Consider the following 23,802-nt stretch of genomic DNA (forward strand, 5'->3'; position numbering starts at 1 on the left):
ACTTCGCCCAGCCCTTCAACGACGCCACCTTCGTCAACGCCGCCGTCAGCGTCGTCTTTCCGTGGTCAATGTGCCCAATGGTCCCCACGTTGACGTGCGGTTTCGACCGATCGAATTTCTCTTTCCCCATGGCTGGTCTCCGTAGCTCCCTGTGACGAGTGCGCCGCTATCTCTCTCACTACCTCGGCTGGCTTGCCAGCCGTAGCTCGCGATGCGGTCCGCCTGCGCCCATTGGGCTTCGGCGGACAGCCTCCACTCACTGCGCGGGCGGAGGCTGGTGGCCGAACAGCCGGCCGCATGCGCAGGTTTTGAAACCGTCTCCAGTAACCCGGGTCACCGCCCGGAAATCCTCGCGACCACTTCCTCGCTCACGGTCTGCGGCGCCTGCTCATATCGCTCGAAGTGCATCGAGTAGGTCGCTCGTCCCTGCGTTCGCGAACGCAGGTCGGTCGCATAGCCGAACATTTCCGACAGCGGCACGCGAGCGCGGACAATCTGCGTCCCGCCGCGCGCTTCCATCGCCTGAATCTTGCCGCGGCGGCTGTTGATATCGCCCATGACGTCGCCCATGTACTCTTCGGGCACCACGACTTCGACGCGCATCACGGGCTCGAGCAGAACAGGATTGGCCCGCTTCGCGGCGTCCTTGAACGCCATCGAACCCGCAATCTTGAACGCCATCTCGGACGAATCGACGTCGTGGTACGACCCGTCGTACAGCTCCACGCCCACATCATCGACCGGGTAGCCGGCGAGTACGCCGCCGGTCATCGCCTCGCGGATGCCTTCCTCGATCGGCTTGATGTACTCGCGCGGAATCGTGCCACCCGAGATCACGTTCTCGAACTCGAACCCCTCGCCAGGCTTGCGCGGCACCAGGCGGATCTTCGCGTGGCCGTACTGCCCGTGGCCGCCCGTCTGGCGGATGTAGCGCCCTTCGCCCTGGGCGGCCATCGTGAGCGTTTCCTTGTAGGCGACCTGGGGCCGTCCCACACTCGCCTCGACGTTGAATTCGCGCTTCAACCGGTCGACGATGATTTCCAGGTGCAGTTCGCCCATCCCGGCGATGATCACCTGCCCGGTTTCCTGGTCGGTCCGCACGCGGAAGGTGGGATCCTCAGCCTGCAGCTTGCCAAGTCCCATACCGAGCTTTTCCTGATCGGCTTTCGTCTTGGGCTCGATCGCCAGGGAAATCACCGGTTCGGGAAAATCCATCGCCTCGAGCAGAACAGGCCGCTTCTCGTCGCAGATGGTGTCGCCCGTGGTCACGCTCCGCAATCCCACGGCCGCGGCGATATCGCCCGCGTAGACTTCCTTGATTTCCTCACGCTTGTTGGCGTGCATCTTCAGGAGACGGCCAATGCGTTCGGTCTTGCCCTTGGTCGTGTTGTAGACGGAACCGCCCGACTGCAGGACGCCCGAGTAGACCCGGATGAAGGCGAGCTGTCCGACAAACGGGTCGGTCATGATCTTGAACGCCAGCGCGGCAAACGGCGCCTTGTCGTCGGCGGGCCGCTCGGTCTGCTCCTCGCCCTTGTCTGGCACCAGCCCAATCATGGGCGGAATGTCGAGCGGCGACGGCAGGTAGTCGACCACGGCATCGAGCAGCGGCTGCACGCCCTTGTTCTTGAAGGCGGATCCGCAGATGACGGGGACAAACGGCGCCTTCTCGTTGCGCACCGATTCGATCGTGCGTTTGCGCAGGACCGCCTTGATTTCGTCCTCGGTGATCTCAATGCCGTGCAGGTACTTCTCGAGGATGGCGTCGTTGACTTCGCTGACCTTCTCGATCAGGTGCTCCCGGTACTCGTGCGCCAGCGCCTGATGCTCGGCCGGAATGTCCTCGACGACGTAGTCGGCCCCGAGCGTCTCGTCCATGTAGCGGATCGCCTTCATCCGCACGAGGTCGATGACACCCGTAAAGTTCGATTCGGCGCCAATCGGCAACTGGATGGCGACCGGGTTGGCGCCCAGTTTCTTCCGAATTTGCGACAGCGTCTCGGCGAAGTCCGCGCCGACGCGGTCCATCTTGTTGACGAAGCAGATCCGCGGCACGCGGTACTTGTCGGCCTGGCGCCACACCGTCTCCGACTGCGGCTCGACACCAGACACCGCGTCGAACACCGCGACCGCGCCATCCAGCACCCGCAGCGAGCGCTCGACCTCGGCCGTGAAGTCCACGTGGCCGGGCGTGTCGATGATGTTGATCCGGTTGTCCCGCCACATACACGTCGTGGCGGCGGACGTAATCGTGATGCCCCGCTCCTGCTCCTGCTCCATCCAGTCCATCACCGCGGTGCCATCGTGCACCTCTCCCAGCTTGTAGGTGATGCCTGTGTAAAACAGGATGCGTTCGGTCGTCGTGGTCTTCCCGGCATCAATGTGGGCCATGATGCCGATGTTCCGCGTCCGATCGAGTGATACGAGCCGAGGCATGGGTTTCGGTGCTTCCTGTCGCTACCAGCGATAATGGGCGAAGGCCTTGTTGGCCTCGGCCATGCGGTGCGTGTCTTCTTTCTTCTTCACGGCGCCGCCACGCAGATTCGCGGCATCCATGAACTCGTTGGCCAACTTCTCGTGCATCGTCTTGCCGTCGCCGCGGGTCCGCGAGTAGAGCACGAGCCAGCGGATGCTCAGCGAGAGCCGCCGGGTCGGGTTCACCTCGATGGGCACCTGGTAGTTCGATCCGCCCACGCGGCGCGACTTGACCTCGAGCGCCGGCTTGACGTTGTCGACGGCCTTCTTGAAGACCTTGACGGGATCGTCGCCGGTCTTCTCCTTGATGATGTCGAAGGCGCGGTACAGGATGGACTCGGCCGTGCTGCGCTTGCCTTCCTTCATCACCGTGTTGATGAACTTGGTGACCAGCGTACTCCCGTACACCGGATCGGGCAGCACTTCGCGCTTGGCAATTTCTCGTCTGCGTGGCATAGCTTCGGTCCTACTGCTTCGGCCGCTTGGCGCCGTACGTGGAACGACCCTGCTTGCGCCCCTGCACACCCACTGCGTCGAGCGTGCCGCGAATCACGTGATAACGAACGCCGGGAAGGTCCTTGACGCGTCCCCCTCGGATGAGCACCAGCGAATGCTCCTGGAGGTTGTGGCCGACGCCGGGGATATAGGTGGTCACCTCGATCCCATTCGTCAACCGCACGCGCGCGACCTTGCGAAGGGCCGAATTCGGCTTCTTCGGCGTCTGCGTGAAGACGCGCACACACACACCCCGCTTCTGGGGGTTGTCCTGCAGCGCGGGACTCTTCGTCTTGAAGACGATTTGATCGCGCCCTTTACGAACGAGCTGACTGATGGTCGGCACGGCTGCTCCGTACAATACCTACGCAACCGACGGGAACACTCCCTGCCACAAGACCGGCACGGTGTCCACCGTCACATCCACTTCAACTCCGGGCCGGGTGGCGATCACGAACGACGCCCGACCGAACCCTGGAGTCCCTCTGGCCTAGAAGCGCCTACAGACGCTTGGCGCCGGAGGGCGACAAACCCTATGACTTGTGTTTTCTCGCCGAGGAGCGGAATAATCCGCGGTGCCTTCTAGGCGGCGGACGCTAGATAGGGTTTCCTAACGTCCGAAGAACCTATGAAAGATAGCACGGCCGGGTTTCTCGACGCAAGCTGTTCCAGGGGAGCCCGAGAGAACGAGCAGGTGACGCGTGGTCTCATTCGCCGCAAAAAGCCATCCCGGGCGGGTCCGGGCGGGAAACGAAGATGCCTTGATCGCCGACGCCGGCCTGGCGCTGTTCGCCGTCGCAGACGGACTGGGGGGGCATCAAGGGGGCGAGGTCGCGTCCAAGATCACGGTCGACACCATCACCGAGTTCGTCATCAGTTCTCGTCACGACTCGACGATCACCTGGCCGTACGGGTTCAATCCTGACATCTCATTCGAAGGCAATCAGTTGCGGAATGCCGTCCTGTTGGCAAACCGGCAGATTCGGCACGGTGCCGAGCGGGAACCTGCGCACGCAGGGATGGGTTCCACCGTGATTGCGGTGGCGGTTGTTGAGGGCCGGGCGTCGTTTGTCGCGGTCGGCGACAGCAGGCTCTACCGCTGGCGCCAGGGCACGCTGACCCAGTTGTCGGAAGACGATACCTGGGTCGCCGCCATGGTGCGGGCCGGTGCCGCGGCCGAGTCGGTCCGGCACCACCAGCTGCGCCATATGCTCACCAAGGCGCTCGGGTCGGTCGCCGGCCTCGAGGCACGCGCACACGACGTCCCGCTCGACGTCGGCGATCTCCTGCTGCTCTGCAGCGATGGGCTCTACGGACCGCTCGGCGACGACGGCATCGCGCGCGTGTTCGGGGCGCCAGCGGCCGATTTGGAGGCGACAGCATCGGCCCTGGTCGACGCCGCCAACGCGGCGGGCGGACCCGACAACGTCACCGTCGTTCTCGTCCGCCCCGGCATCTGACAGGACATGCGGTGGTGTAGGGGCAACCCCCGTGGTTGCCCCACGTGATTCGGGCGGGCACAGGGGCCCGCCCCTGATTGCACCGCCGGCGCCACCAGCGACGCGCCCGGCTGGTGAGGCCGTGCTTCGCATCGGCTTTGACGGCCCGGCCTATCCGGTCTCACTGTTCTCAGGCAGCATCACGAACCTGGATCGTCCCAGCGCAACCCACGCACAGCAGCAGTTCAAAGGACGCCGGCGGACGCGTCGAATTGAACGTGAGCGTGGCCACATCCGAGGCGGGGAACCCGTCAGTCGTGGCGCCTGTCCACGTGGTCGGTAACTGCATCTGCGTCGACATGCCTGCCTCGATCAGCCGATTGCGAAGCCGGCCGGCGATGATGTTGGCGAATTCCGCGGCGGTGGCCTTGACGTCGCTTTCGTCAACCTCTTCGGGCGTGACGCCAATCAGTTGTGCGGTGATCGCGGCGGCCGACACGTCGTCCGCCCGAAACAGCACGGCAAACGACGCGGTACCCGGGGCCACCAGATCCAATCGCGCGTGCAAGCCGCGACCCGGCCAGGGACAACGCGGCGTCCCCCCCGGCGGAACCAGCGCCACTTCAGAGGACAACATCAACCCAAACAACTGCTCGGTCGCGCAGACGGCGTCGCGTTCCAAACTCGCCCGAAACGACGGCATGCCCGCCAGCGGCGTGTCGACGCCTGTCACGGCTCGTTCGAACGCGGCGAGGAACACCTCGGGCACGTACGTCCAGTCGACCATCGCATCGACCAGGTCTGGTGACGGACTGCCCTGAGCGCCGGCCTTGCGACGGCACGCCACGACTCTCGCCCGGGAGAGTGGTGGCACGGTCTTCATCTTCGAGATGAACAACTCGGCCGGCGGCAGGCCAATCTGCTCGCCCATCAACACCACGTCGACGACCGGAGCCGCCTGTCCCAGCATCAGCTGGAGCGCGCCCGCTCCCGAATCGGTCTCCACGACCTTGAAGTGTTGCGCCAGCACATTCACGAGGAAGTGGCGGCGGTCCGGATCGTGCTCGACCACCAGCACGCGTTGACCGTGCTCGGCCGCCCGCAGGGTGGGACTCGGAGCCGCGGATTGAGTCAGGCGACTGATAATGTGCGACAGGCGATCGGACAGCCGATCCTGGCTGAGCGGCTTCGAGAGGTAGTCGGCAATGCCCATCTCGACCAACCGCCGCACGATGCCCTCGCTCTTCTCACTGGTGAGGACCACGACGGGAAGCCCCGCGTGTAAGGGCGACGCGCGAATGGCTTCGAGCGTCTCGAGACCATCCATGACGGGCATATTGATGTCGAGGATCGCCAGATCAAAACGGCGCCGCCCGATCTCGGCCAAAGCCTCAAGACCGTTCTGAGCCTCCGCGATGTCGGTCTGCTGGAGCCCGGCGAGCGCGCGCCGGAGCATCATACGAATCGTGGTGCTGTCGTCGACGAGGAGAATCTTCATACCGGCCGCTCCGGGACATCACGCCTTTTCGGTAATCGGCACCCAGCCCGGCAGCATGAATCTTCAGGCACTTTAGCGTTTAGCGTCGATTGAGTAAAAGGCGTCGACGGCGCTGAGGTACCGTTGAGTCTCGGGGAACGGTTCCCGTTCGCCGCGGAGTACCTGGTCGGCATGGGCGGGTCCGGCGTTGTAGGCGATCAGCGCCGATCGCACACTGCCGTAGTTGCTCAGCAGGCCTGCCAGATACGCGATCCCGCCGCGCAGGTTCTCGATCGGGTCACGAGGATTCACCCTGAGCATCGCGGCTGTCGCGGGCATCAACTGCATCAATCCGACGGCGCCTTTGTTCGACACGATTGCCGGCTGCCAGTTGGATTCCTGCCGGATGATGGCGGCGACCAGTTGATAATCGACCCCGTACGCCAGCGAGTAGTAGCGGGTCCACCAGTCAATGACAGCCGAGCTCGGAGACAGCATGCGGAGGGCTGGAGTCGCCCCGACGGCCAGCAATCCCGGCCTGATCGGAACAGGAAAACCCGGAGCCTGCAGCGCGCTTTGGACTGGCACCAACGCGGAGGCTGGTCGGAATACCGCAGGTCGTGTACGTGGAAGTGGCAGGGTGGCCAACTCGCCGGCGTTCCACAGACCGCTTCTCGCCGATGCGTGTCCGCCGGCCACGAGGACGGGGCCGGCGGCGACATCCGATGTCGATGGCGTGGACGACAGCGGCCGCGGCGGCAGGCAGGCAAGCCTGCGCGCCGCGTCTGAATCGATATCGGATCGAGAGACACGCCCGGTCACCATACGGGCGATGTCATCCAGCGAGTAGCCCAACAGCCCAAGCCTGTATGCCGCCCGGTCTCGGGACACAGAGCCCGCGTCGCAGGCGACCGTCACCACCTGCTTCCCGTGGAGCGCAGCCACATACTCGGCGCGCGTCTCGGCATCCGCCTCGGCCGCCACTTCCGCACCGAGCACAGCTGTGGCCGCCCGCGCGAACTCGCGCCAGCGCTTGTCGGACTCCGACAAATCGCCCGACGCGAGGTCAGCCACTGTGGATCGAGCCAGCAGCAGACGAACACCGTCCAGCGCCGACAGCGAGCAGGTTCCGGAAGGCGGACCTCCGGCCAGCGCGATGGCCGGCACGACGAGCGCCACGAGGCTCGAAAAGACGATTCTCACGCTCAGGCAGTCCTCCCTCATACGGGACAGACCCTGTCCCTGGCTATCTCCGGTAGCAGGTCTTGTGCCTGCCCCGTCGTGAGGACACACCTGGAGCAACGGCTGACCAATTGCAGGACAAACGGCCAAAACTCGCGCGGTGTCACGGTTGTTCGACCTCCCGCAACATGCGCCGACTGTCGGTGGTCCGACACCAGGCATCCTCGACCACATCGGTGGCGATTGCGGGTCGGCCCGACATGGCGCCCCAGTGAGGCCACCCTGGAGGACGCATCCTCATCAGGTCGGCATATGATATGGCGGGATTGCTGCTTCGAGCTGCGGCGCCCGAGGCTTGGGTCAGCAGCGCAGCACATCATCACATGTTCAATGGAACGGGATTGGACAATGCGCAGATCGTGGTGCGGCAGATTCGCTCGTCTGGCAGGCCTCGCCCTCGCCGCTGGAGTTTGCCTGGCGCCCGCGCTCGTGGCCCAGTCGGCAGCGCGCGCGCCCGCACAGTCGCCCCAGTCGCCTTCGCGAGAGTCGCTCCTTGCGCAGGCGGTCAAGGCGGAATCCGAGTTCAGGTTTGATCTCGCGACCGATCGTCTCTACGCTCTGCTGATCGAACAGCCAGGCACGCCCGATGCGCTGACCGCCAGACTCAGGCTGGCACGTCTGCTGGCGCTTACCGGTGACCTGCAACCCGCCATTCTCGAATGTCAGCTGCTGCGCGACGAAGTCGGGCCCGAGAATCCGTTGAGGCAGCAGGCGGTGGAGATGGCGACCACGCTTGGACGGAGACTCAGGGCCGCAGCTTCACCAAGTGCCGTCTACTTTCCAACGTTCGAACCGTGGCCCTCGCGCGGCATCCAGAACATCGATGAACCAAGGACGATCATCTTCGAGGGCGAGGGAAAGTTCGTCCTCCTCGACGAGGGCGCCGGACGCGTCTACCGGGTGGGCCAGGACACCGGGGCGCAAGCGGCCGCGCCTCAGGAGCCGACGGCAGCCACGGTGCTCCCCGACGGCAACATCCTCGTCTTCGGCAACACCGGTCTGGCCACCGTGCCGGCCTCTCGGCCGGTGCAACTGACCGGCACCCAGGGCGGAAAAGCCCGGCCATTCCGGAAAGTACGGTCGATGGCCGCGCTGTCGAACGGCGATCTGCTCGTGATCGACAGGGATTACGACGGCCTGATCCGCTGCCAGTACCCGGCCGGCAGCTGTGCGCCAGCCGGCGCGGTCGGCAAGCAGCGGGTCGTCAAAGTGGGCGCGTCGGACTGGAGCTACCTCCTGGATGAGCGAGGACAGGCGCTGCGGATCCTCGACGCCAATCAACGCCAGATTGCCGCGTTCGGGCCGATGATCGGCACCGTGAAGCTCGAACGTGTGGAAGACATTGCGGTGGATACCGTGCACGGTCTCTACCTGCTGGATCGCGACCTGAAACGCGTGTCGGTCATCAATCTCCGCGCCACACCCGATGGCAAGATCAGCGCGGTCGTGGTGGGCTCGTTCCTGATCCCACAGGAGGGCGAACGCGGGCTGAAGAACCCGTGGGCGATTGGTGCCGCGCCGGGCGGTTCACTGGTTCTTGCCGGGAAGGGCGCTGCCCGCATCATGAGGCTCCGATGAAATCGCGTCTTGTATTGATCGCGTGTGCGGTTTGTCTCGTGCTGGTCGGGACGGCCGACCAGATGCGGGCAAGTGGATTGGGCCAGCCGCCGCCGACGCAACCACCACCGACGCAGCCACCGCCGCAGCAGCCACCGCCTGTGACGGCCGGACAGGCGGCCGCGATCGAACCATTCCAGACGCGGGTTGAACGCGCCGGACAACTGCTCAACGCGGACCCGCGAGCGGCCCTCGAATCGCTCGATCATCTGGCGGTCGAGTCGGTGGAACTCCGGAAGACGCGGCCGCTCACGTCGGTCGAACGCCCGGTTCATCGGCAGTTGTTCATCTTCAGGGCTCGCGGACACATGCAGTCGATGAACAACGAGAAGGTCGAGGACAGTTATCGAGAACTGCTTCGCGTCGATCCGTTTTTCAATGTGACGCTTCCGCCCCGTGAACAGGAGACGCTCGACGGCTTGAAAACGCGCGAGGGCGGATTGCTCGAAGTCAGCTCGCGCGTGCGCGATTGTCGCATCCTGCTCGACGGCATCGATGTCGGCGTTACGGGCGAGACCCCGGTTCGCGTGTCGCTCATCGCGGGTTCCTACCAGTTGCGCCTCGAGAAGCCGGCTCATCAGGCGGCTGGCATACGCGTGACCATCGTGGCCGCGCAGACCGCAGCGGTGACCGACCTGGCGCCGAAAGCGCAGGTTCCCCCCATCGTCTTCCTGACCGACCGGCAGGGCATCAGCGTCATTGTCGACAATGTGCCCGCGGGCGAGACGATCCGGCTGTCGGACCTCAAGAACACGCTCTCGCCCGAAGAAGGCGGCGCCCTTGATCAGGCCGTCGCCGTGGCGAAGTTCGACGCGGCCACCTCGGCGGGAATCCTGGTTCGCGACGCCCCGGTCGATCGGTCCTTCAATGTCCGCTTCCGCGGCGAGTGTTTCGTCGAGGAAACCCGGCCCGTCGCCGTGACCGCCGATTCGCTGGCCGGGATCGCCCCGGGCACTCCCCTGCTCTGGTTCGGCGAATCGAATGCGATCCGCATGCGGCCTGATGTGGGCACCATGCGCGTGACGTCGATCCCGACCGACGCCGATGTGTACCTCGATGGGAAGATGGCCGGGCGCACACCGTTCGAGCGCAGCGTCTGCTCGGGTGAACATCGTGTTCGAGTGCGGCATGCGATAGGGTCGTACAACGTCACGGCGGTGATCATCAGGGGACGCACAGAGGTCCTCGACGTCACCCTCAAGACGGGACTGGGATTCCTCGGCGCCGTCGAAACGGTGCAGAATGTGCTGCGGCCGGCGGCCGATCTGACCAGCACGGTCGACCGGACGCTGGCCTCGACGATCAGGAGTTTCCGCCTCGCCGCGCCGATTGACATCCCGCCCGAGGTCCAACGCTGGACCGACGCGCAGACGGTCGAACTGGTCACCGCCGCCGACCGGGGGGATGCCGATGCGGTCAAGAAACTGCTGAAGCAGGCCAGGGACAACTACGACGCCCCGTTGCTGCTGGCCGCCGTCGCGCGTGGTGCGGCCGACAGCGCCGACGCGCCGCTCGACTTCCTGTTGTTCTGGCACGACCACGCCGGTGCTGACCGCATTCGGCTCACCACCATCACGACCGACACGCTCGTTTCCGTCTTCGAGCACATTGATCGTCCGGCAGACCCCTGGCAGCTGGTCTATCGAAACGACCTGGGCATGCGTGTCGCCGATACGCTGTTGCCGGACGCGCCGCTGCTGATCGTATCGGTTGAGGCCGGGAGCCCCGCGGCGCTCGCCGGCATCAAGGCGGGCGACGGCGTTCTCGCGATTGACGGTACGCCGATGACGGCCTCGCAACTGTCCGATCACATCCGGCAGAAGAAGCCCGGCGAGGTCCTCAATCTCCGGCTCCCGGACCCGACATCTGGATCACCGCCCCGCCAACTGGCCGTGCCTGTACAACGCCGCCCGCAGCGCGCACCGGTGTTCGAACCAGCGTCGTTCGGCAACAGCATCGTCGCCAAGCTGCAGGCCGCGTCGGCCGTGGCGACGAGCGCCGTTGATCGCGACTTGTCGAACTTCAATCTCGCGCTGGTGCACATGCGCTTCCGCGAGTGGCGGCAGGCACTCGAGTTACTGACTGGTCTCGGTCAGGTGCCCAATGGCGTGGGCGTCAGTCCCGGCGCGGCGCTGTACTTCCGTGCGCGATGCCACGAGGAACTCGGCGAGCGCGACCGTGCGATGACGCTGTTTCGGGAGGCTGCGGCCAACGACAGCCAAGTGCTGGCCGACGATGGGGCGTCGGTGGGCGCCATTGTGAAGTTGCGCCTCTCCGGCCTCGGCGAGGCCCCGAGGCCGGCTGTCATCAAGTAACCCAAAAGAAGAATCGGCGACAACTGCGAAGCAGCTGCCGCCGATCATACTCTCCAAAATTGCGCCCCGCCCGCCATAGCTCGCAGTCGACTACGCGCGAGCGACGGCGGGGCGCCTCGTCTTCCTACTCTTCCGAATCGCGCGCCAGGCCAACCGCGATGTCCGATTCGGCCATATATTCCATCTCTCGCTCGAGCTCGAGTTCCTCTTCGCTTGGCGGAGGCGGTGGCGGCGGCTCATCGGCCGGAATCCGCACGTTCTTGTAGTACTCGAAGCCCGTGCCCGCCGGGATGAGCCGGCCCATGGTCACGTTCTCCTTGAGGCCGCGCAGGAAGTCGATCTTCCCGGAGATGGACGCCTCGGTCAGCACGCGGGTCGTTTCCTGGAACGACGCGGCCGAGATGAACGACTCGGTCGACAGCGACGCCTTGGTGATGCCGAGCAGGACCGGCCGGCCCTTCGCCGGCATCTTGCTCTCGCGGATCACGCGCTCGTTCTCCTCGCGGAACCGGAACTTGTCGACCACGTCCTCGATCAGGAACTCGGTATCGCCGACTTCCTCGATCTTCACCCACCGCATCATCTGGCGGGTGATCGTCTCGATGTGCTTGTCGTTGATCGTGACGCCCTGCAGGCGGTAGACCTCCTGGATCTCGTTGACCAGGTACTTCTGCAGTTCCTTTTCCCCGAGGACCGCCAGGATGTCGTGCGGGTTGCGCGGGCCGTCCATCAGGGGATCGCCGGCGCGGACGCGTTCGCCTTCCTGCACGGCCACGTGCACGCCGCGCGGGATCTCGTACTCGGCCGCCTCGGAGGAGCTGTCGTCGGGCGCGATGAGCACCTTGCGGCGCCCCTTCACGATGCCGCCGAACTTGACAATCCCGTCGATCGCGCTCATCACGGCCGGATCGCGCGGCTTCCGGGCTTCGAACAGTTCGACGACGCGCGGCAGACCGCCCGTGATGTCCTTGGTCTTGGTGGTCTCACGCGGGATCTTCGCCAGCACGTCGCCAGCCACCACGTCTTCTCCGTCACGCACCATGAGATGCGCCCGCGACGGCATGTGGTAGCGGCGGGTTGTCCCGTCCTTCATCTTGACTTCGATGGTCGGCTGCTTCTTCTCGTCCGGCGAGTCGACGATGATGAGCCGCGAGAGGCCCGTGACCTCGTCGACTTCCTCGTGCACCGTCTGGCCTTCGATGATGTCCTTGAACCGGATCAGACCGCTGCCGTCGGTCAGGATCGACACCGTGTAGGGATCCCACTCGGCGAGCACCGTGCCGGATTCGACGTGCTCCCCTTCCTGAACCTTCAGGCGGGCGCCGTACACCAGCTGGTGGCGTTCGCGGTCGCGGCCCTTCTCATCCTGGATGACCACCGACCCGCTGCGGTTCATCACGACGAGATTGATGCTGCCGTCCGCGAGCGGCCGGCCCACCACGGCCTGCAGGCCGTGGTACCGCGCGGTCCCGCCATGCCCCGATTCGAGCGTCGACTGTTCGGCGACGCGCGACGCCGTGCCGCCGATGTGGAACGTCCGCATCGTCAACTGCGTGCCGGGCTCGCCGATCGACTGGGCGGCGATGACGCCCACCGCCTGCCCGAGTTCCACCAGGCGCCCGGTCGCCAGGTCGCGGCCGTAGCACTTCGCGCACACGCCGCGGCGCGATTCGCACGTCAGCACCGAGCGGATCTTGACGCGCTCGATGCCCGCGTCCTGGATCGCCGACGCCAGTTCCTCGGTGATTTCCTGGCTGGCATCGGTAATCGTCTCGTCGCTGAACGGATCGGCCACCCGTTCGAGTGTCACGCGGCCCATGATCCGGTCGCGGAGCGGCTCGATCGTTTCGCCGCCTTCGACAATCGCCTGCGCCTCGATGCCGTCCAGCGTGCCGCAGTCCAGTTCGGAGATGATCACGTCCTGCGCCACATCAACCAGTCGGCGCGTCAGGTAGCCGGAATCCGCCGTCTTCAGCGCCGTGTCGGCCAGCCCCTTGCGCGCGCCGTGCGTGGAAATGAAGTACTGCAGCACGGTGAGGCCTTCACGGAAGTTCGACGTGATCGGCGTCTCGATGATCTCGCCCGACGGCTTGGCCATCAGACCGCGCATGCCGGCCAACTGCCGGATCTGCTGCTTGCTGCCGCGGGCGCCGGAGTCGGCCATGACGTAGACAGGATTGAAGTTCTTCCCTTCCTTGTCCATCGCCTGCATGCTGCTGAACATCTTGTCGGCAATGCGCTCGGTGACGTCCGACCAGATGGCGATGACCTTGTTGTAGCGCTCGCCGTTGGTGATCGCGCCTTCGAGGTACTGCTGCTCGACCCGGATGACTTCCTGGCGGGCCGACTCGACCAACGCTGGCTTTTCGGCGGGCACGATCAGATCGTCGATGCCGATCGACAGGCCCGACTTGGTCGCGTACAGGAAGCCCAGATCCTTCAAGCTGTCGAGCATCTCGACGGTCTTCTCGAGGCCGAACTTCAGGTAGCACGACTGCACGACCTGCTGCAGGCCCTTCTTCTTGAGGAGTCCGTTGACGTAGGGCATCTCCTTCGGCAGCGCATCGTTCAGGATGACGCGGCCGACGGTCGTGTTGATGATCTTGCCTTTCACCGTCTGCACCTCGGTGTGCAGCACGTCCTGGTCGTCGCGTGACGCGGTCAGATCCTGCAGGTCGCCCGTGTGGCGCAGGCGGATCGGCGTCAGCGTCTCGACCTCGCCGGCCTCGAGCGCCAGCAGCACGTCGTCAATCCCCGCGAACGCGCGGCCCTCGCCTTTCGCACCCGGCTTGGCCTTGGTCAGGTAGTAGCACCCCAGCACAATGTCCTGCGAGGGAATCGCGATCGGAGCGCCGCTGGCCGGCGACAGCACGTTGTTCGACGACATCATCAGCACCGAGGCTTCAATCTGGGCTTCGGGCGAGAGCGGAATGTGCACCGCCATCTGGTCGCCGTCGAAGTCGGCGTTGAACGCCGTGCAGACCAGCGGGTGGATGCGGATGGCCTTGCCTTCCACCAGCACCGGCTCGAACGCCTGGATGCCGAGGCGGTGCAGCGTCGGGGCGCGGTTCAGCAGCACCGGGTGCTCGCGGATCACCTCTTCGAGGATGTCCCACACCTCTGGCTTCTGCTGCTCGACCATCTCCTTGGCCTGCTTGATGGTCTGCACCATGCCGCGCTCTTCGAGCTTGTTGTAGATGAACGGCTTGAACAGCTCGAGCGCCATCTTCTTCGGCAGGCCGCACTGGTTGAGCTTGAGCTCCGGCCCGACGACGATGACCGAACGGCCCGAGTAGTCGACGCGCTTGCCGAGCAGGTTCTGACGGAACCGGCCCTGCTTGCCTTTCAGCGTATCGGACAGCGACTTGAGCGGCCGGTTGTTGGCGCCGCGCAGCACGCGGCCGCGCCGGCCATTGTCGAACAGCGCATCGACCGCTTCCTGCAGGATGCGCTTTTCGTTCCGGATGATGACGTCTGGCGCCTTCAACTCAATCAGTTTCTTCAACCGGTTGTTGCGGTTGATGACGCGACGGTAGAGATCGTTCAGGTCGGAGGTCGCGAACCGGCCGCCGTCGAGCGGCACGAGCGGCCGCAGCTCGGGCGGAATCACCGGCACGACGTCCAGGATCATCCACTCCGGTTTGTTGGTCGACTTGCGGAACGCGTCGACCACCTTCAGCCGCTTCGCATACTTCAGCTTCTTCGCCGCCGACTGCTCGGTGCGCATCTTCTCGCGCAGTTCGCCGGCCATCTTCTCGACGTCCACCCGCTTCAGCAGCTCTTTGATCGCCTCGGCGCCCATCTGCGCCTTGAAGCGGTGGCCATGGTCTTCTTTGGCCTTGCGGAACTGTTCCTCGTTGAGCAGCTGGTTCTGCTTGAGGTCCGTATCGCCCGGATCGACGACGACGTAGCCCTCGAAATACAGAATCCGCTCGAGATCGCGGAGCGAAATGTCGAGCAGGTGCCCGATGCGGCTCGGCAGCCCCTTGAAGAACCACACGTGGCTGACCGGGGTCGCCAGCGTGATGTGCCCCATGCGCTCGCGCCGGACCTTGGCCTGCGTCACTTCGACGCCGCACTTGTCGCAGATGACGCCGCGATGCTTCATCCGCTTGTACTTGCCGCACAGGCATTCCCAGTCGGTGATCGGCCCGAAGATCTTCGCGCAGAACAGGCCGTCGCGTTCGGGCTTGAACGTGCGGTAGTTGATGGTCTCCGGCTTGGTCACCTCGCCGTGCGACCACCCCAGGATGATTTCGGGCGACGCAAGCTTGATCTGGATCGCGTCGAAATCCGCCATCAACGAACCCTTCGTGTCGAAGCTAGGTCTCATGGAGTCCTTCACTCACAGTGCTAATCAACCGCTCACGCATCTGGCGTGATCACACTTCCTGCAACACCGGCTCGGCCGGGGGCACGGGCTCCTCGGGCGGCGCCGGCTTCTTCTTCGTCTTGAGCAGCTGCACGTCGAGGCACAGCGACTGGAGTTCGCGGATCAACACGTTGAACGACTCGGGCAGCCCGGGGGTGAACGAGGCGTCGCCCTTGACGATCGACTCGTAGATCTTCGCGCGGCCCGTGACATCGTCCGACTTGGCCGTGAGCAGCTCCTGGAGGATGTGCGCGGCGCCATACGCTTCGAGCGCCCACACTTCCATCTCCCCGAAGCGCTGGCCGCCGAACTGGGCCTTGCCGCCGAGCGGCTGCTGGGTGATGAGCGAGTACGGCCCGATCGATCGGGCGTGGATCTTGTCGTCGACCAGGTGCGACAGCTTCAGCATGTAGATGTAGCCGACCGTCACGTCCTGCTCGAACCCGTCGCCCGTCATGCCGTCGTAGAGCTTGGTCTTGCCGCCTGTCGGCATCCCGGCCTCGGCCAACCAGTGCTTGATCTCCTTTTCGGTCGCCCCGTCAAACACCGGCGTCGCGAAATAGAGACCCAGCGCGTGGGCCGCCCAGCCGAGGTGCGTCTCGAGAATCTGACCGACGTTCATACGAGACGGAACGCCGAGCGGGTTCAGCACGATTTCCACCGGCGTGCCATCCGGCAGGTACGGCATGTCCTCTTCGGCGAGGATGCGCGCGATGACGCCCTTGTTGCCGTGGCGGCCGGCCATCTTGTCGCCGACCGACAGCTTGCGCTTCATCGCCACGTACACCTTGACGAGCTTGATCACGCCCGGCGGCAGTTCGTCGCCCCGGCGGACCTTGTCTTTCTTCTCCTCGAAGAGCTGCTCGGTCACCTCGACCTTGCGCTTGGTCCGCTCGTCGAGATCGCGCAGATCGGACTCGAGCCGCGGATCCTCGCCGGTGACCTTGATGCGCATCATCGGGGTGTAGGGCACGCCATCGAGCACCTCGCGGGTCAGCAGGGTGCCCCGCTTCAGCAGCTTCTCGCGCCCGTCCTCGTCGTAGAGGTCCGAACGGAGCGTCTGCCCCTGCAGCATCACGACCGCCTGCTTCTTGATCTCCTCGTGCAGGATACGCACTTCGTCCTGCAGGTTCTTTTCCATCATCTCGAGTTCTTCGGCCTCGATGGCCTTGGCTCGATCGTCCTTCTCGATGCCCTTGCGCGAGAAGATCTTCACCCCGACGATGATCCCCTCGATGCCGGGCGGGCAGATGAGCGACGCGTCGCGGACATCGCCGGCCTTCTCGCCGAAGATGGCGCGCAGCAGCTTCTCTTCCGGCGTGAGCTGGGTTTCGCCCTTCGGCGTGACCTTGCCCACCAGGATGTCGCCCGACTTGACGGACGCGCCGATCCGGATAATGCCGCTCTCGTCGAGATCCCTGAGGAACGTCTCCGACACGTTCGGAATATCCCGCGTGATGTCCTCGGGTCCGAGCTTCGTATCGCGAGCCTCGATCTCGAACTCCTCGATGTGGATCGACGTGTAGTAGTCGTCCTTCACCATCCGCTCGGACACGAGAATCGCGTCTTCGAAGTTGTATCCGCGCCACGGCATGAACGCGACCAGGACGTTGCGGCCGAGGGCCAGCTCGCCCAGCTCCGTGCACGGACCGTCGCCGAGCACCTGGCCCTTGTGGACCTTCTGGCCCACGCCGACGATGGGCTTCTGCGTGATGCAGGTGTTCTGGTTCGACCGCTTGAACTTGGTGAGCTTGTAGATGTCGGCGCCCATCTCCGGGCTGATCTCGCCATCCTCACCGTGCACGCGCACGACGATGCGCTGTGAGTCGACGTAGTCGATCGTGCCGGCGCGGCGGGCCAGGACCACGGCCCCCGAATCGCGCGCCGTGTTGTACTCCATGCCGGTGCCGACAAACGGCGCCCGGGCCCGCAGCAGCGGTACCGCCTGGCGCTGCATATTCGATCCCATCAGCGCGCGGTTGGCGTCGTCGTGTTCGAGGAACGGGATGAGCGACGCGGCCACCGACACGAGCTGCTTCGGCGACACGTCGATGAACTGCACGCTGTCGCGCTGCGCCAGGATGAAGTTGCCGGCCTGGCGGGCATTGACGCGTTCGTCGCGCAGCCGCCCCTGATCGTCCACGGACACGTTGGCCTGGGCGACGATGTACTGGTCCTCTTCCCAGGCGGACAGGTAGAACGGGTACGGTTCGCACTCGATCCCCTTCTTCGCCCGCCGTTTCCCGCCGCCGAGGTCCTCGGCGATCTCGTGGGACTCGACCACCTCGCCGATCTTGTGCTTGCTCGTTCCGGCGTTGGTGATGACCACGTAGTCGACAATCTTGCCGTCCCTGACCTTGCGGTAGGGCGACTCGATGAAGCCGAACTCGTTGATCCGAGCATAGGACGACAGCGACGAGATCAGGCCGATGTTCGGGCCTTCCGGCGTCTCAATCGGGCAGATGCGCCCATAGTGCGTCGGGTGCACGTCGCGGACCTCGAACCCGGCGCGTTCGCGCGACAGGCCGCCGGGCCCGAGCGCGGACAGACGGCGCTTGTGCGTCACCTCGGAGAGCGGATTGGTCTGGTCCATGAACTGCGACAGCTGCGACGATCCGAAGAACTCGCGAATGGCCGCCATGACCGGCTTCGCATTGATCAGATCGTGCGGCATGGCGGTCGCCATTTCCTGGTAGACCGACATCTTCTCCTTGATGGCCCGCTCCATCCGCACCAGGCCGATGCGGAACTGGTTCTCGAGCAGCTCGCCCACCGACCGCACGCGGCGGTTGCCGAGGTGGTCGATATCGTCGACGTACCCCGGGTTCTTGCGCAGCTTGAGCAGGTACCGGATGACCTCGTAGAAATCCTGCGGGTGCAGGATCTTCTCCTCGAGGGGCGTCTTGACGCCGAGTTTCGTGTTCAGCTTCAACCGGCCGACCCGCGAGAAGTCGTACTTTTGCGGGTTAAAGAACATGTTCTCGAAGAGCGACCGCGAACTGTCGAGCGTCGGCGGATCGCCGGGGCGGAGCCGCCGGTAGATCTCGATGAGCGCTTCTTCGTGGGTCCGGATTGGATCCTTCTTGAGCGTGGTGGAGATGGTCGGTCCCACCTCGTCTCGGTCCGGGAAGAACACGTCCACCCGATCGACGCCCTTCTCCTGGGCGATCGCAATGATGCGGTGCGTGACCTCGTCGTTGGCCTCGAGGATGATCTCGCCGGTCTCCGGATCCACGACGTCGGCGGCGGCATACGCGCCCTCGCGCTCGGCCTCGTCGACCTTGATCGCCTCGACGCCCGCGCTGCGGAGCGCCTTGATCGACGACATCGTGATCTTCCGGCCCTTGGCGAGCACCGTGTCGGTGCCGGGGATCGGGATATCCTCGCCCGCCCGCAGTCCCACGAGGCTTTCGGCCACGCTCCAGTAGAGCGAGCCCTGGCGCAGATAGATGCGGTCGAGCGTGAAGAACGTCCGGATGATCTCGTCGGCGCCGCGCAACCCGAGGGCGCGCAGGAACACCGAGGCCAGGAACTTGCGCTTGCGGTCGATGCGCACGTACAGCAGGTTCTTCGCGTCGTACTCGAACTCGACCCACGAGCCGCGGTACGGAATCACCTGCGCCACGTAGAGCGCCTTGTCCTCGGAGTGGAAGAACGCGCCAGGCGACCGGTGGAGCTGCGACACGATGACGCGCTCGGTCCCATTGATGATGAACGTGCCGTTGTCGGTCATCAGCGGGATGTCGCCGAAGTAGACCTCCTGCTCCTTGATGTCGCGGATGGTCTTGGCGCCGGTTTCCGGATCCTTGTTCCACACCACCAGGCGGATCGTGACCTTGAGCGGCACGGCGTACGTCATGCCGCGCTCCTGGCACTCATCCACGTCGTACTTCAGCTTGAGGTCGACCGTGTTGCCGCAGATGTCGCACACATCGCCGCGGGCCTCGTTGGACCGGCCGCATTTCGGGCACAGCACGCCGCGGTCGCCGTAGGGCTCGGCCACCAGGACGGTGCCGCAGTTGGTGCACGGCTTGCGCAGGTGCTGCAGGCCCTGGAGCTTGCTGCACTTGCACTCCCAGTTGCCGATCGAATACTCGATAAACTCCAGCGACGAGTTCTCGCGGAAGTCGCTGATCGGAAACACCGACTTGAACACCGACTGCAGGCCGATGTCTTCCCGCTCGTTCGGGAGCCGGTTCATCTGAAGGAACCGTTCGTACGACTTCCGCTGGATCTCAATCAGGTTCGGAATCGGAACCGTGGTCTTGATCTTCGAGAAGTCGATGCGCTCGCGATAGATGTTCTTCGGAAGGCTGTACATGCTGCTCTCGGGACTAGGGCCTTGCGGGCTCCAAGACACTCGGACGGATCACCGACCGACACTCGCGTCGGCCTGGCAAGAGGACGCGTCGGGGCGCCCGCCGCCGTCAGCGGCCTGGCGCCCCACACCCGGATCGGCGCTACTTGATCTCGACTTTGGCGCCGGCTGCCTCGAACTTCTTCTTGATGGCTTCGGCCTCGTCCTTCGGCACGCCTTCCTTGACGGCCTTCGGAGCAGCCTCGACCAGGTCCTTGGCTTCCTTGAGTCCGAGGCTCGTGACCTCGCGGACGGCCTTGATCACGTTGATCTTGTTGGCGCCGATGTCGGTCAGGATCACGTTGAACTCGGTCTTCTCCTCGGCCGGAGCCGCGGCGCCGCCGCCACCCATCGCGCCCATCGGCATCGCCATCGGCATCGCCGCCGCCGATACGCCAAGCTCGGATTCCAGCGTCTTCACGAGCTGCGAGAGCTCGATCACGCTGATGTTCTTGATGTACTCCACCACCTGCTGCTGCGTCAGTTCGACCATCTTCGTCTCCTACCGATTCATCGGTCCTGCTCAACAGGGGCGCGGCGCGCCACGCCCCCCTACGCCTCTGATTTCTTCTTTTCCACCTGTGCCAGCACGTTCATCAGATCGCGCGGCACCCCGTTCAGCACGCGTACCAGCTGCACCATCGGGGCCTGCAGCAGGAAGAGCAGCTTCGCGTACAGTTGCGGCTTCGACGGCAGGTTCGCCAGCTCCACCACCTCGGCGGCCTGAATGGCCCTGCCCTGCACGACCGCGCCCTTGATGCTCAGCGCCGGCGCGGTCTTGATGAACGTGGTCAGCACCTTCGCCAGCGCGACCGGATCCGCGCCGGAGTAGGCGACCGCCGTCGCGCCGGTGCAATGCGTGCCCAGCGATTCGAGCGGCGTGCCCTTGATGACACGCTTGACCATCGAGTTCTTGACGACGCGGTACCGACCCTTGGCCGCGCGTACCTGCCGCCGCAGTTCGGTCACCTGCGGCACCTTCAAACCCTTGTAATTAACCAGAATCGCGTTCTGCGCGGCGCGCAGTTCGGATTCGAGCGTCGTCAGCTCGGTCTGCTTTTCAGCTCTCGTGAGTGCCATACGCTAATCCCTGATTCCGCGGCCTACTTTGGCGCCGCCTCGATGCTCGTCGTGTCGATCTTGATCCCGGGGCCCATCGTCGAGCAGATGGTGACGCTCTTGACGTACTTGCCCTTGGCCGCTGGCGGCTTGGCCTTGACGATGCTATCGACCAGCGCTTTCGTGTTCTCCACCAGGCGGTCCGTCGCGAACGACACCTTGCCGACCGGCGCGTGCACGATGCCGGTCTTGTCGACGCGGAATTCCACCTTGCCAGCCTTGATCTCGCGGATCGCCTTGCCGATGTCCTGAGTCACCGTGCCGGTCTTGGGATTCGGCATCAGGCCGCGGGGCCCGAGCACCTTCCCGAGTTTGCCCACCGCGCGCATCATGTCGGGCGTGGCGACCACCGCCTCGAAATCCATCCACCCGCCCTGGATCTTCTCGACGAGTTCTTCGCCGCCGACCACATCGGCGCCCGCTTCCTGCGCTTCCTTCTGTTTCTCACCCCCGGCAATGGCCAACACCTTCTTGGTCTTGCCGAGCCCGTGCGGCAGCACGACTGTGCCGCGCACCATCTGGTCGGCGTGTTTCGGATCCACGCCCAGCCTGATGGATAACTCCACCGTCTCGTCGAATTTTGCGTATTTCAATTTCTGGACGAGCGGTACCGCTTCGTCAATCGTCAGGGACCGCTGCGGCACCTGCGCCTTCGAAGCGGCGAACTTCTTGCCTACTCTTCGCATGGACTCCTCCGTGGTCCCAACGGGCCTCTAGTGCAGGCCCTCCCACCAGGGGTGCCGGCCGGTTCTGGCCTCTGGCACCGGGGTTCTGCCTAGTGCTTCGACTCGCCAATACGCGTGCGTATTCTTGCGAGACCATCTAGCGAAAAATGCTCGCTCAGCACTAGGCCCTGAGTGAACACGTTTGTCACCGCACTCATGAATCGAAGGGCCTAGATGACGTCCAGGCCCATCGACCGGGCTGTCCCAGCCACCGTCTTCATCGCCGACTCGATCGATTCGCAGTTGAGATCGGGCATCTTCGACTTGGCGATGTCCTCGACCTGCTTGGCCGTGACCGTGCCCACCTTCGTCTTGTTGGGCACCGCCGATCCCTTGGCGATATTGGCCGCCCGCTTGAGCAACACCGACGCTGGCGGCGTCTTGGTGATGAAGCTGAAGGTGCGGTCGGCGAAGATCGTCACGAGCACCGGGATGATCAAGCCTTCCTGGCTCGCCGTCTTCGCATTGAAGTCCTTGCAGAATCCCATGATGTTGACGCCATGGGGACCAAGCGCGGTGCCCACCGGCGGCGCCGGCGTCGCCTTGCCGGCAGGAATCTGCAACTTTACGACCGCCTGTACTTTCTTTGCCATCTCGGTAACTCTCGATCAATATCCAGTAGTCCGTAATCAGTAATCGGTAGCCCGAATCCCTGCAACCGGTTTCAGAACCCGTTCTGGCGGCCGAAAAATGTGCCGCTCACGCAGGTTTTGAAACCGTCTCCAGTTACATCTTCTCCACCTGGAGAAAATCCAACTCCACCGGCGTCGCCCGGCCGAAAATCGTGACCATCACCTTCAACGTGTTCCGATCGAGGTTGACATCGTCGACCATGCCGTTGAAGCTGGTAAACGGTCCCTCGTTGATCCGCACCTGGTCGCCCTTCTCGAACGAATACTTCGGCTTCGGCTTCTCGGCCGCCGTCGACACCTGTAGCAGGATCTGGTCGACCTCTTCCTTGGTGAGCGGCGTCGGCTTGGCACCGGCTCCGACAAACCCGGTGACCTTCGGGGTGTTCTTCACCACGTGCCACGCGTTGTCGGTCATCGCCATCTCGACCAGGATGTAGCCGGGGAAGAAGCGCTTGGGCGTCACCACCTTGCGACCGCCCCGCATCTCCACGACATCCTCGGTCGGGATCAGAATCTCGCCGATCTCGTCGACCACGCCGTACGCCTGCACCCGCTGGCGCAGCGATTCGGCCACTTTGCGCTCAAAGCCCGAATACGTGTGGACGATGAACCACTGCTTCGTCTTGACGTCGGTCATTTGGCACCGAAGTAATGGAACAGCGACAGGACGCTCTTCTCAAACACCTGGTCGAGCAGGAACAGATACACACCAAAGAAGATCGACGTCATGATGACGACCAGCGTCGTCGCATAGACTTCCTTGCGCGACGGCCAGGTGACCCGCTTGAGCTCGTTGCGCACCTCTTTCAGGAAGTTACGGAGGTTGCCAAACGACCCCGTCACTCCCTCGAGAGCCTTGCCTGGCGCGGACTTCACGTTGTCGAGCATGACCTTCTTCTCATTTCGGCGACGCCACGCCGCCGCGTATCGCGACAGCCCGACCGCTGCATCTGGCAGGCCAAGAGGGGCTCGAACCCCCAACCCCCGGTTTTGGAGACCGGTGCTCTACCAGTTGAGCTATTGGCCTTCAATCGGGATTCGGGGTTCGGGATTCGGGCAACCTGTTGCCGAGCGCCAAATTCCCGGGTTCCGAGTCCCAAGCCTCTAACTATTTCGTCTCCCTGTGAGCCGTGTGCGCCCGGCACCACGGACAGAACTTCTTGAGTTCCAGACGTTCTGTCGTCTTCTTCTTGTTCTTCGTAGTGTGGTAGTTCCGGCGCTTGCACTCGTTGCACGCCAGCGTAATCATGTCCCGCATTGCTGTGTCCCTGTCAGGCGCGAGGCGTGAGGTGCGAGGCGTGAGGGGGTCGAACTGCGTTCTTCCCTAGCGCCTACCGCCTCTCGCCTAACGCCTCTCCCTAGCGCCTACCGCCTCTCGCCTAACGCCTAGGCAATTATCTCCGTGACCGTCCCGGCGCCCACCGTGCGGCCGCCTTCCCGGATCGCGAACTTCGAGCCCTTCTCAATCGCCACCGGCTGGATCAACTCCGCCGTAATCTGCGTGTTGTCCCCGGGCATGATCATCTCCACGCCCTCC

Annotated in this window: 19 protein-coding genes and 1 tRNA gene; 3 read left to right on the forward strand and 17 right to left on the reverse strand. The window is 64.4% G+C overall.

The genetic code is table 11. The features are described from left to right. The 4 genes from NT151_03200 to rpsL all read right to left on the reverse strand — a co-directional run. On the reverse strand, nt 1-130 hold a 130-nt coding region (locus NT151_03200), incomplete at its 3' end, for a GTP-binding protein (GenBank protein MCX6537934.1). Between the two features lie 203 nt (nt 131-333). Further along, nucleotides 334-2,436, reverse strand: coding sequence for an elongation factor G (gene fusA, locus NT151_03205; GenBank protein ID MCX6537935.1), 2,103 nt, complete (start codon nt 2,434-2,436; stop codon nt 334-336). A gap of 21 nt (nt 2,437-2,457) precedes the next feature. Beyond that, the gene (gene rpsG, locus NT151_03210) at nt 2,458-2,931 is read right to left on the reverse strand and encodes a 30S ribosomal protein S7 (GenBank protein ID MCX6537936.1); all 474 of its coding nucleotides are present in this window, start codon (nt 2,929-2,931) and stop codon (nt 2,458-2,460) included. Between the two features lie 10 nt (nt 2,932-2,941). Beyond that, on the reverse strand, nt 2,942-3,316 hold the full coding sequence (gene rpsL / locus NT151_03215) for a 30S ribosomal protein S12 (GenBank protein ID MCX6537937.1): 375 nt from the start codon (nt 3,314-3,316) through the stop codon (nt 2,942-2,944). Between the two features lie 355 nt (nt 3,317-3,671). On the opposite strand from rpsL, the gene NT151_03220 reads away from it, so the two are divergent. After that, complete coding sequence (locus tag NT151_03220) at nt 3,672-4,430, forward strand: protein phosphatase 2C domain-containing protein (protein ID MCX6537938.1); 759 nt, start codon at nt 3,672-3,674, stop codon at nt 4,428-4,430. A gap of 169 nt (nt 4,431-4,599) precedes the next feature. Here NT151_03220 and NT151_03225 read toward each other — a convergent pair whose 3' ends face one another. Next, complete coding sequence (locus NT151_03225; protein MCX6537939.1) at nt 4,600-5,907, reverse strand: response regulator; 1,308 nt, start codon at nt 5,905-5,907, stop codon at nt 4,600-4,602. Nucleotides 5,908-5,979: 72 nt separating this feature from the next. Then, a complete protein-coding gene (locus tag NT151_03230) occupies nt 5,980-7,089 on the reverse strand; it encodes a lytic transglycosylase domain-containing protein (GenBank protein MCX6537940.1) in 1,110 nt (369 codons plus the stop codon). Nucleotides 7,090-7,476: 387 nt separating this feature from the next. On the opposite strand from NT151_03230, the gene NT151_03235 reads away from it, so the two are divergent. Beyond that, the gene (locus NT151_03235; GenBank protein ID MCX6537941.1) at nt 7,477-8,706 is read left to right on the forward strand and encodes a hypothetical protein; all 1,230 of its coding nucleotides are present in this window, start codon (nt 7,477-7,479) and stop codon (nt 8,704-8,706) included. Further along, on the forward strand, nt 8,703-11,060 hold the full coding sequence (locus tag NT151_03240) for a PEGA domain-containing protein (protein ID MCX6537942.1): 2,358 nt from the start codon (nt 8,703-8,705) through the stop codon (nt 11,058-11,060). Before NT151_03235 ends, NT151_03240 begins: the two co-directional genes overlap by 4 nt. Before the next feature lie 124 nt (nt 11,061-11,184). Here the strand turns inward: NT151_03240 and rpoC are convergent, their stop codons facing one another. The 11 genes from rpoC to tuf all read right to left on the reverse strand — a co-directional run. Further along, the gene (gene rpoC / locus NT151_03245) at nt 11,185-15,393 is read right to left on the reverse strand and encodes a DNA-directed RNA polymerase subunit beta' (protein MCX6537943.1); all 4,209 of its coding nucleotides are present in this window, start codon (nt 15,391-15,393) and stop codon (nt 11,185-11,187) included. Nucleotides 15,394-15,442: 49 nt separating this feature from the next. Continuing rightward, nucleotides 15,443-19,753, reverse strand: a complete 4,311-nt coding sequence (rpoB, locus tag NT151_03250; protein ID MCX6537944.1) for a DNA-directed RNA polymerase subunit beta — start codon at nt 19,751-19,753, stop codon at nt 15,443-15,445. Between the two features lie 139 nt (nt 19,754-19,892). After that, nucleotides 19,893-20,273, reverse strand: a complete 381-nt coding sequence (rplL, locus tag NT151_03255; GenBank protein MCX6537945.1) for a 50S ribosomal protein L7/L12 — start codon at nt 20,271-20,273, stop codon at nt 19,893-19,895. Nucleotides 20,274-20,341: 68 nt separating this feature from the next. Further along, nucleotides 20,342-20,869, reverse strand: a complete 528-nt coding sequence (gene rplJ, locus NT151_03260) for a 50S ribosomal protein L10 (GenBank protein MCX6537946.1) — start codon at nt 20,867-20,869, stop codon at nt 20,342-20,344. Nucleotides 20,870-20,892: 23 nt separating this feature from the next. Continuing rightward, nucleotides 20,893-21,594, reverse strand: coding sequence for a 50S ribosomal protein L1 (gene rplA / locus NT151_03265; protein ID MCX6537947.1), 702 nt, complete (start codon nt 21,592-21,594; stop codon nt 20,893-20,895). 209 nt (nt 21,595-21,803) lie between these two features. Beyond that, the gene (gene rplK, locus NT151_03270) at nt 21,804-22,226 is read right to left on the reverse strand and encodes a 50S ribosomal protein L11 (protein ID MCX6537948.1); all 423 of its coding nucleotides are present in this window, start codon (nt 22,224-22,226) and stop codon (nt 21,804-21,806) included. A 133-nt stretch (nt 22,227-22,359) separates the two neighbouring features. Then, on the reverse strand, nt 22,360-22,902 hold the full coding sequence (gene nusG, locus NT151_03275) for a transcription termination/antitermination protein NusG (GenBank protein ID MCX6537949.1): 543 nt from the start codon (nt 22,900-22,902) through the stop codon (nt 22,360-22,362). After that, nucleotides 22,899-23,153, reverse strand: a complete 255-nt coding sequence (gene secE / locus NT151_03280; GenBank protein MCX6537950.1) for a preprotein translocase subunit SecE — start codon at nt 23,151-23,153, stop codon at nt 22,899-22,901. The genes nusG and secE overlap by 4 nt, the downstream gene beginning before the upstream one ends. 63 nt (nt 23,154-23,216) lie before the next feature. Further along, nucleotides 23,217-23,292 (reverse strand) — tRNA-Trp (locus tag NT151_03285). A gap of 81 nt (nt 23,293-23,373) precedes the next feature. Next, nucleotides 23,374-23,523, reverse strand: coding sequence for a 50S ribosomal protein L33 (rpmG, locus tag NT151_03290; GenBank protein MCX6537951.1), 150 nt, complete (start codon nt 23,521-23,523; stop codon nt 23,374-23,376). 128 nt (nt 23,524-23,651) lie between these two features. Beyond that, nucleotides 23,652-23,802: elongation factor Tu (tuf, locus tag NT151_03295; protein MCX6537952.1), on the reverse strand; the 151-nt coding region annotated here is incomplete at its 5' end.

The organism is Acidobacteriota bacterium, from assembly GCA_026393675.1.
Taxonomy (GTDB): Bacteria; Acidobacteriota; Vicinamibacteria; order Vicinamibacterales; family JAKQTR01; genus JBAXOX01.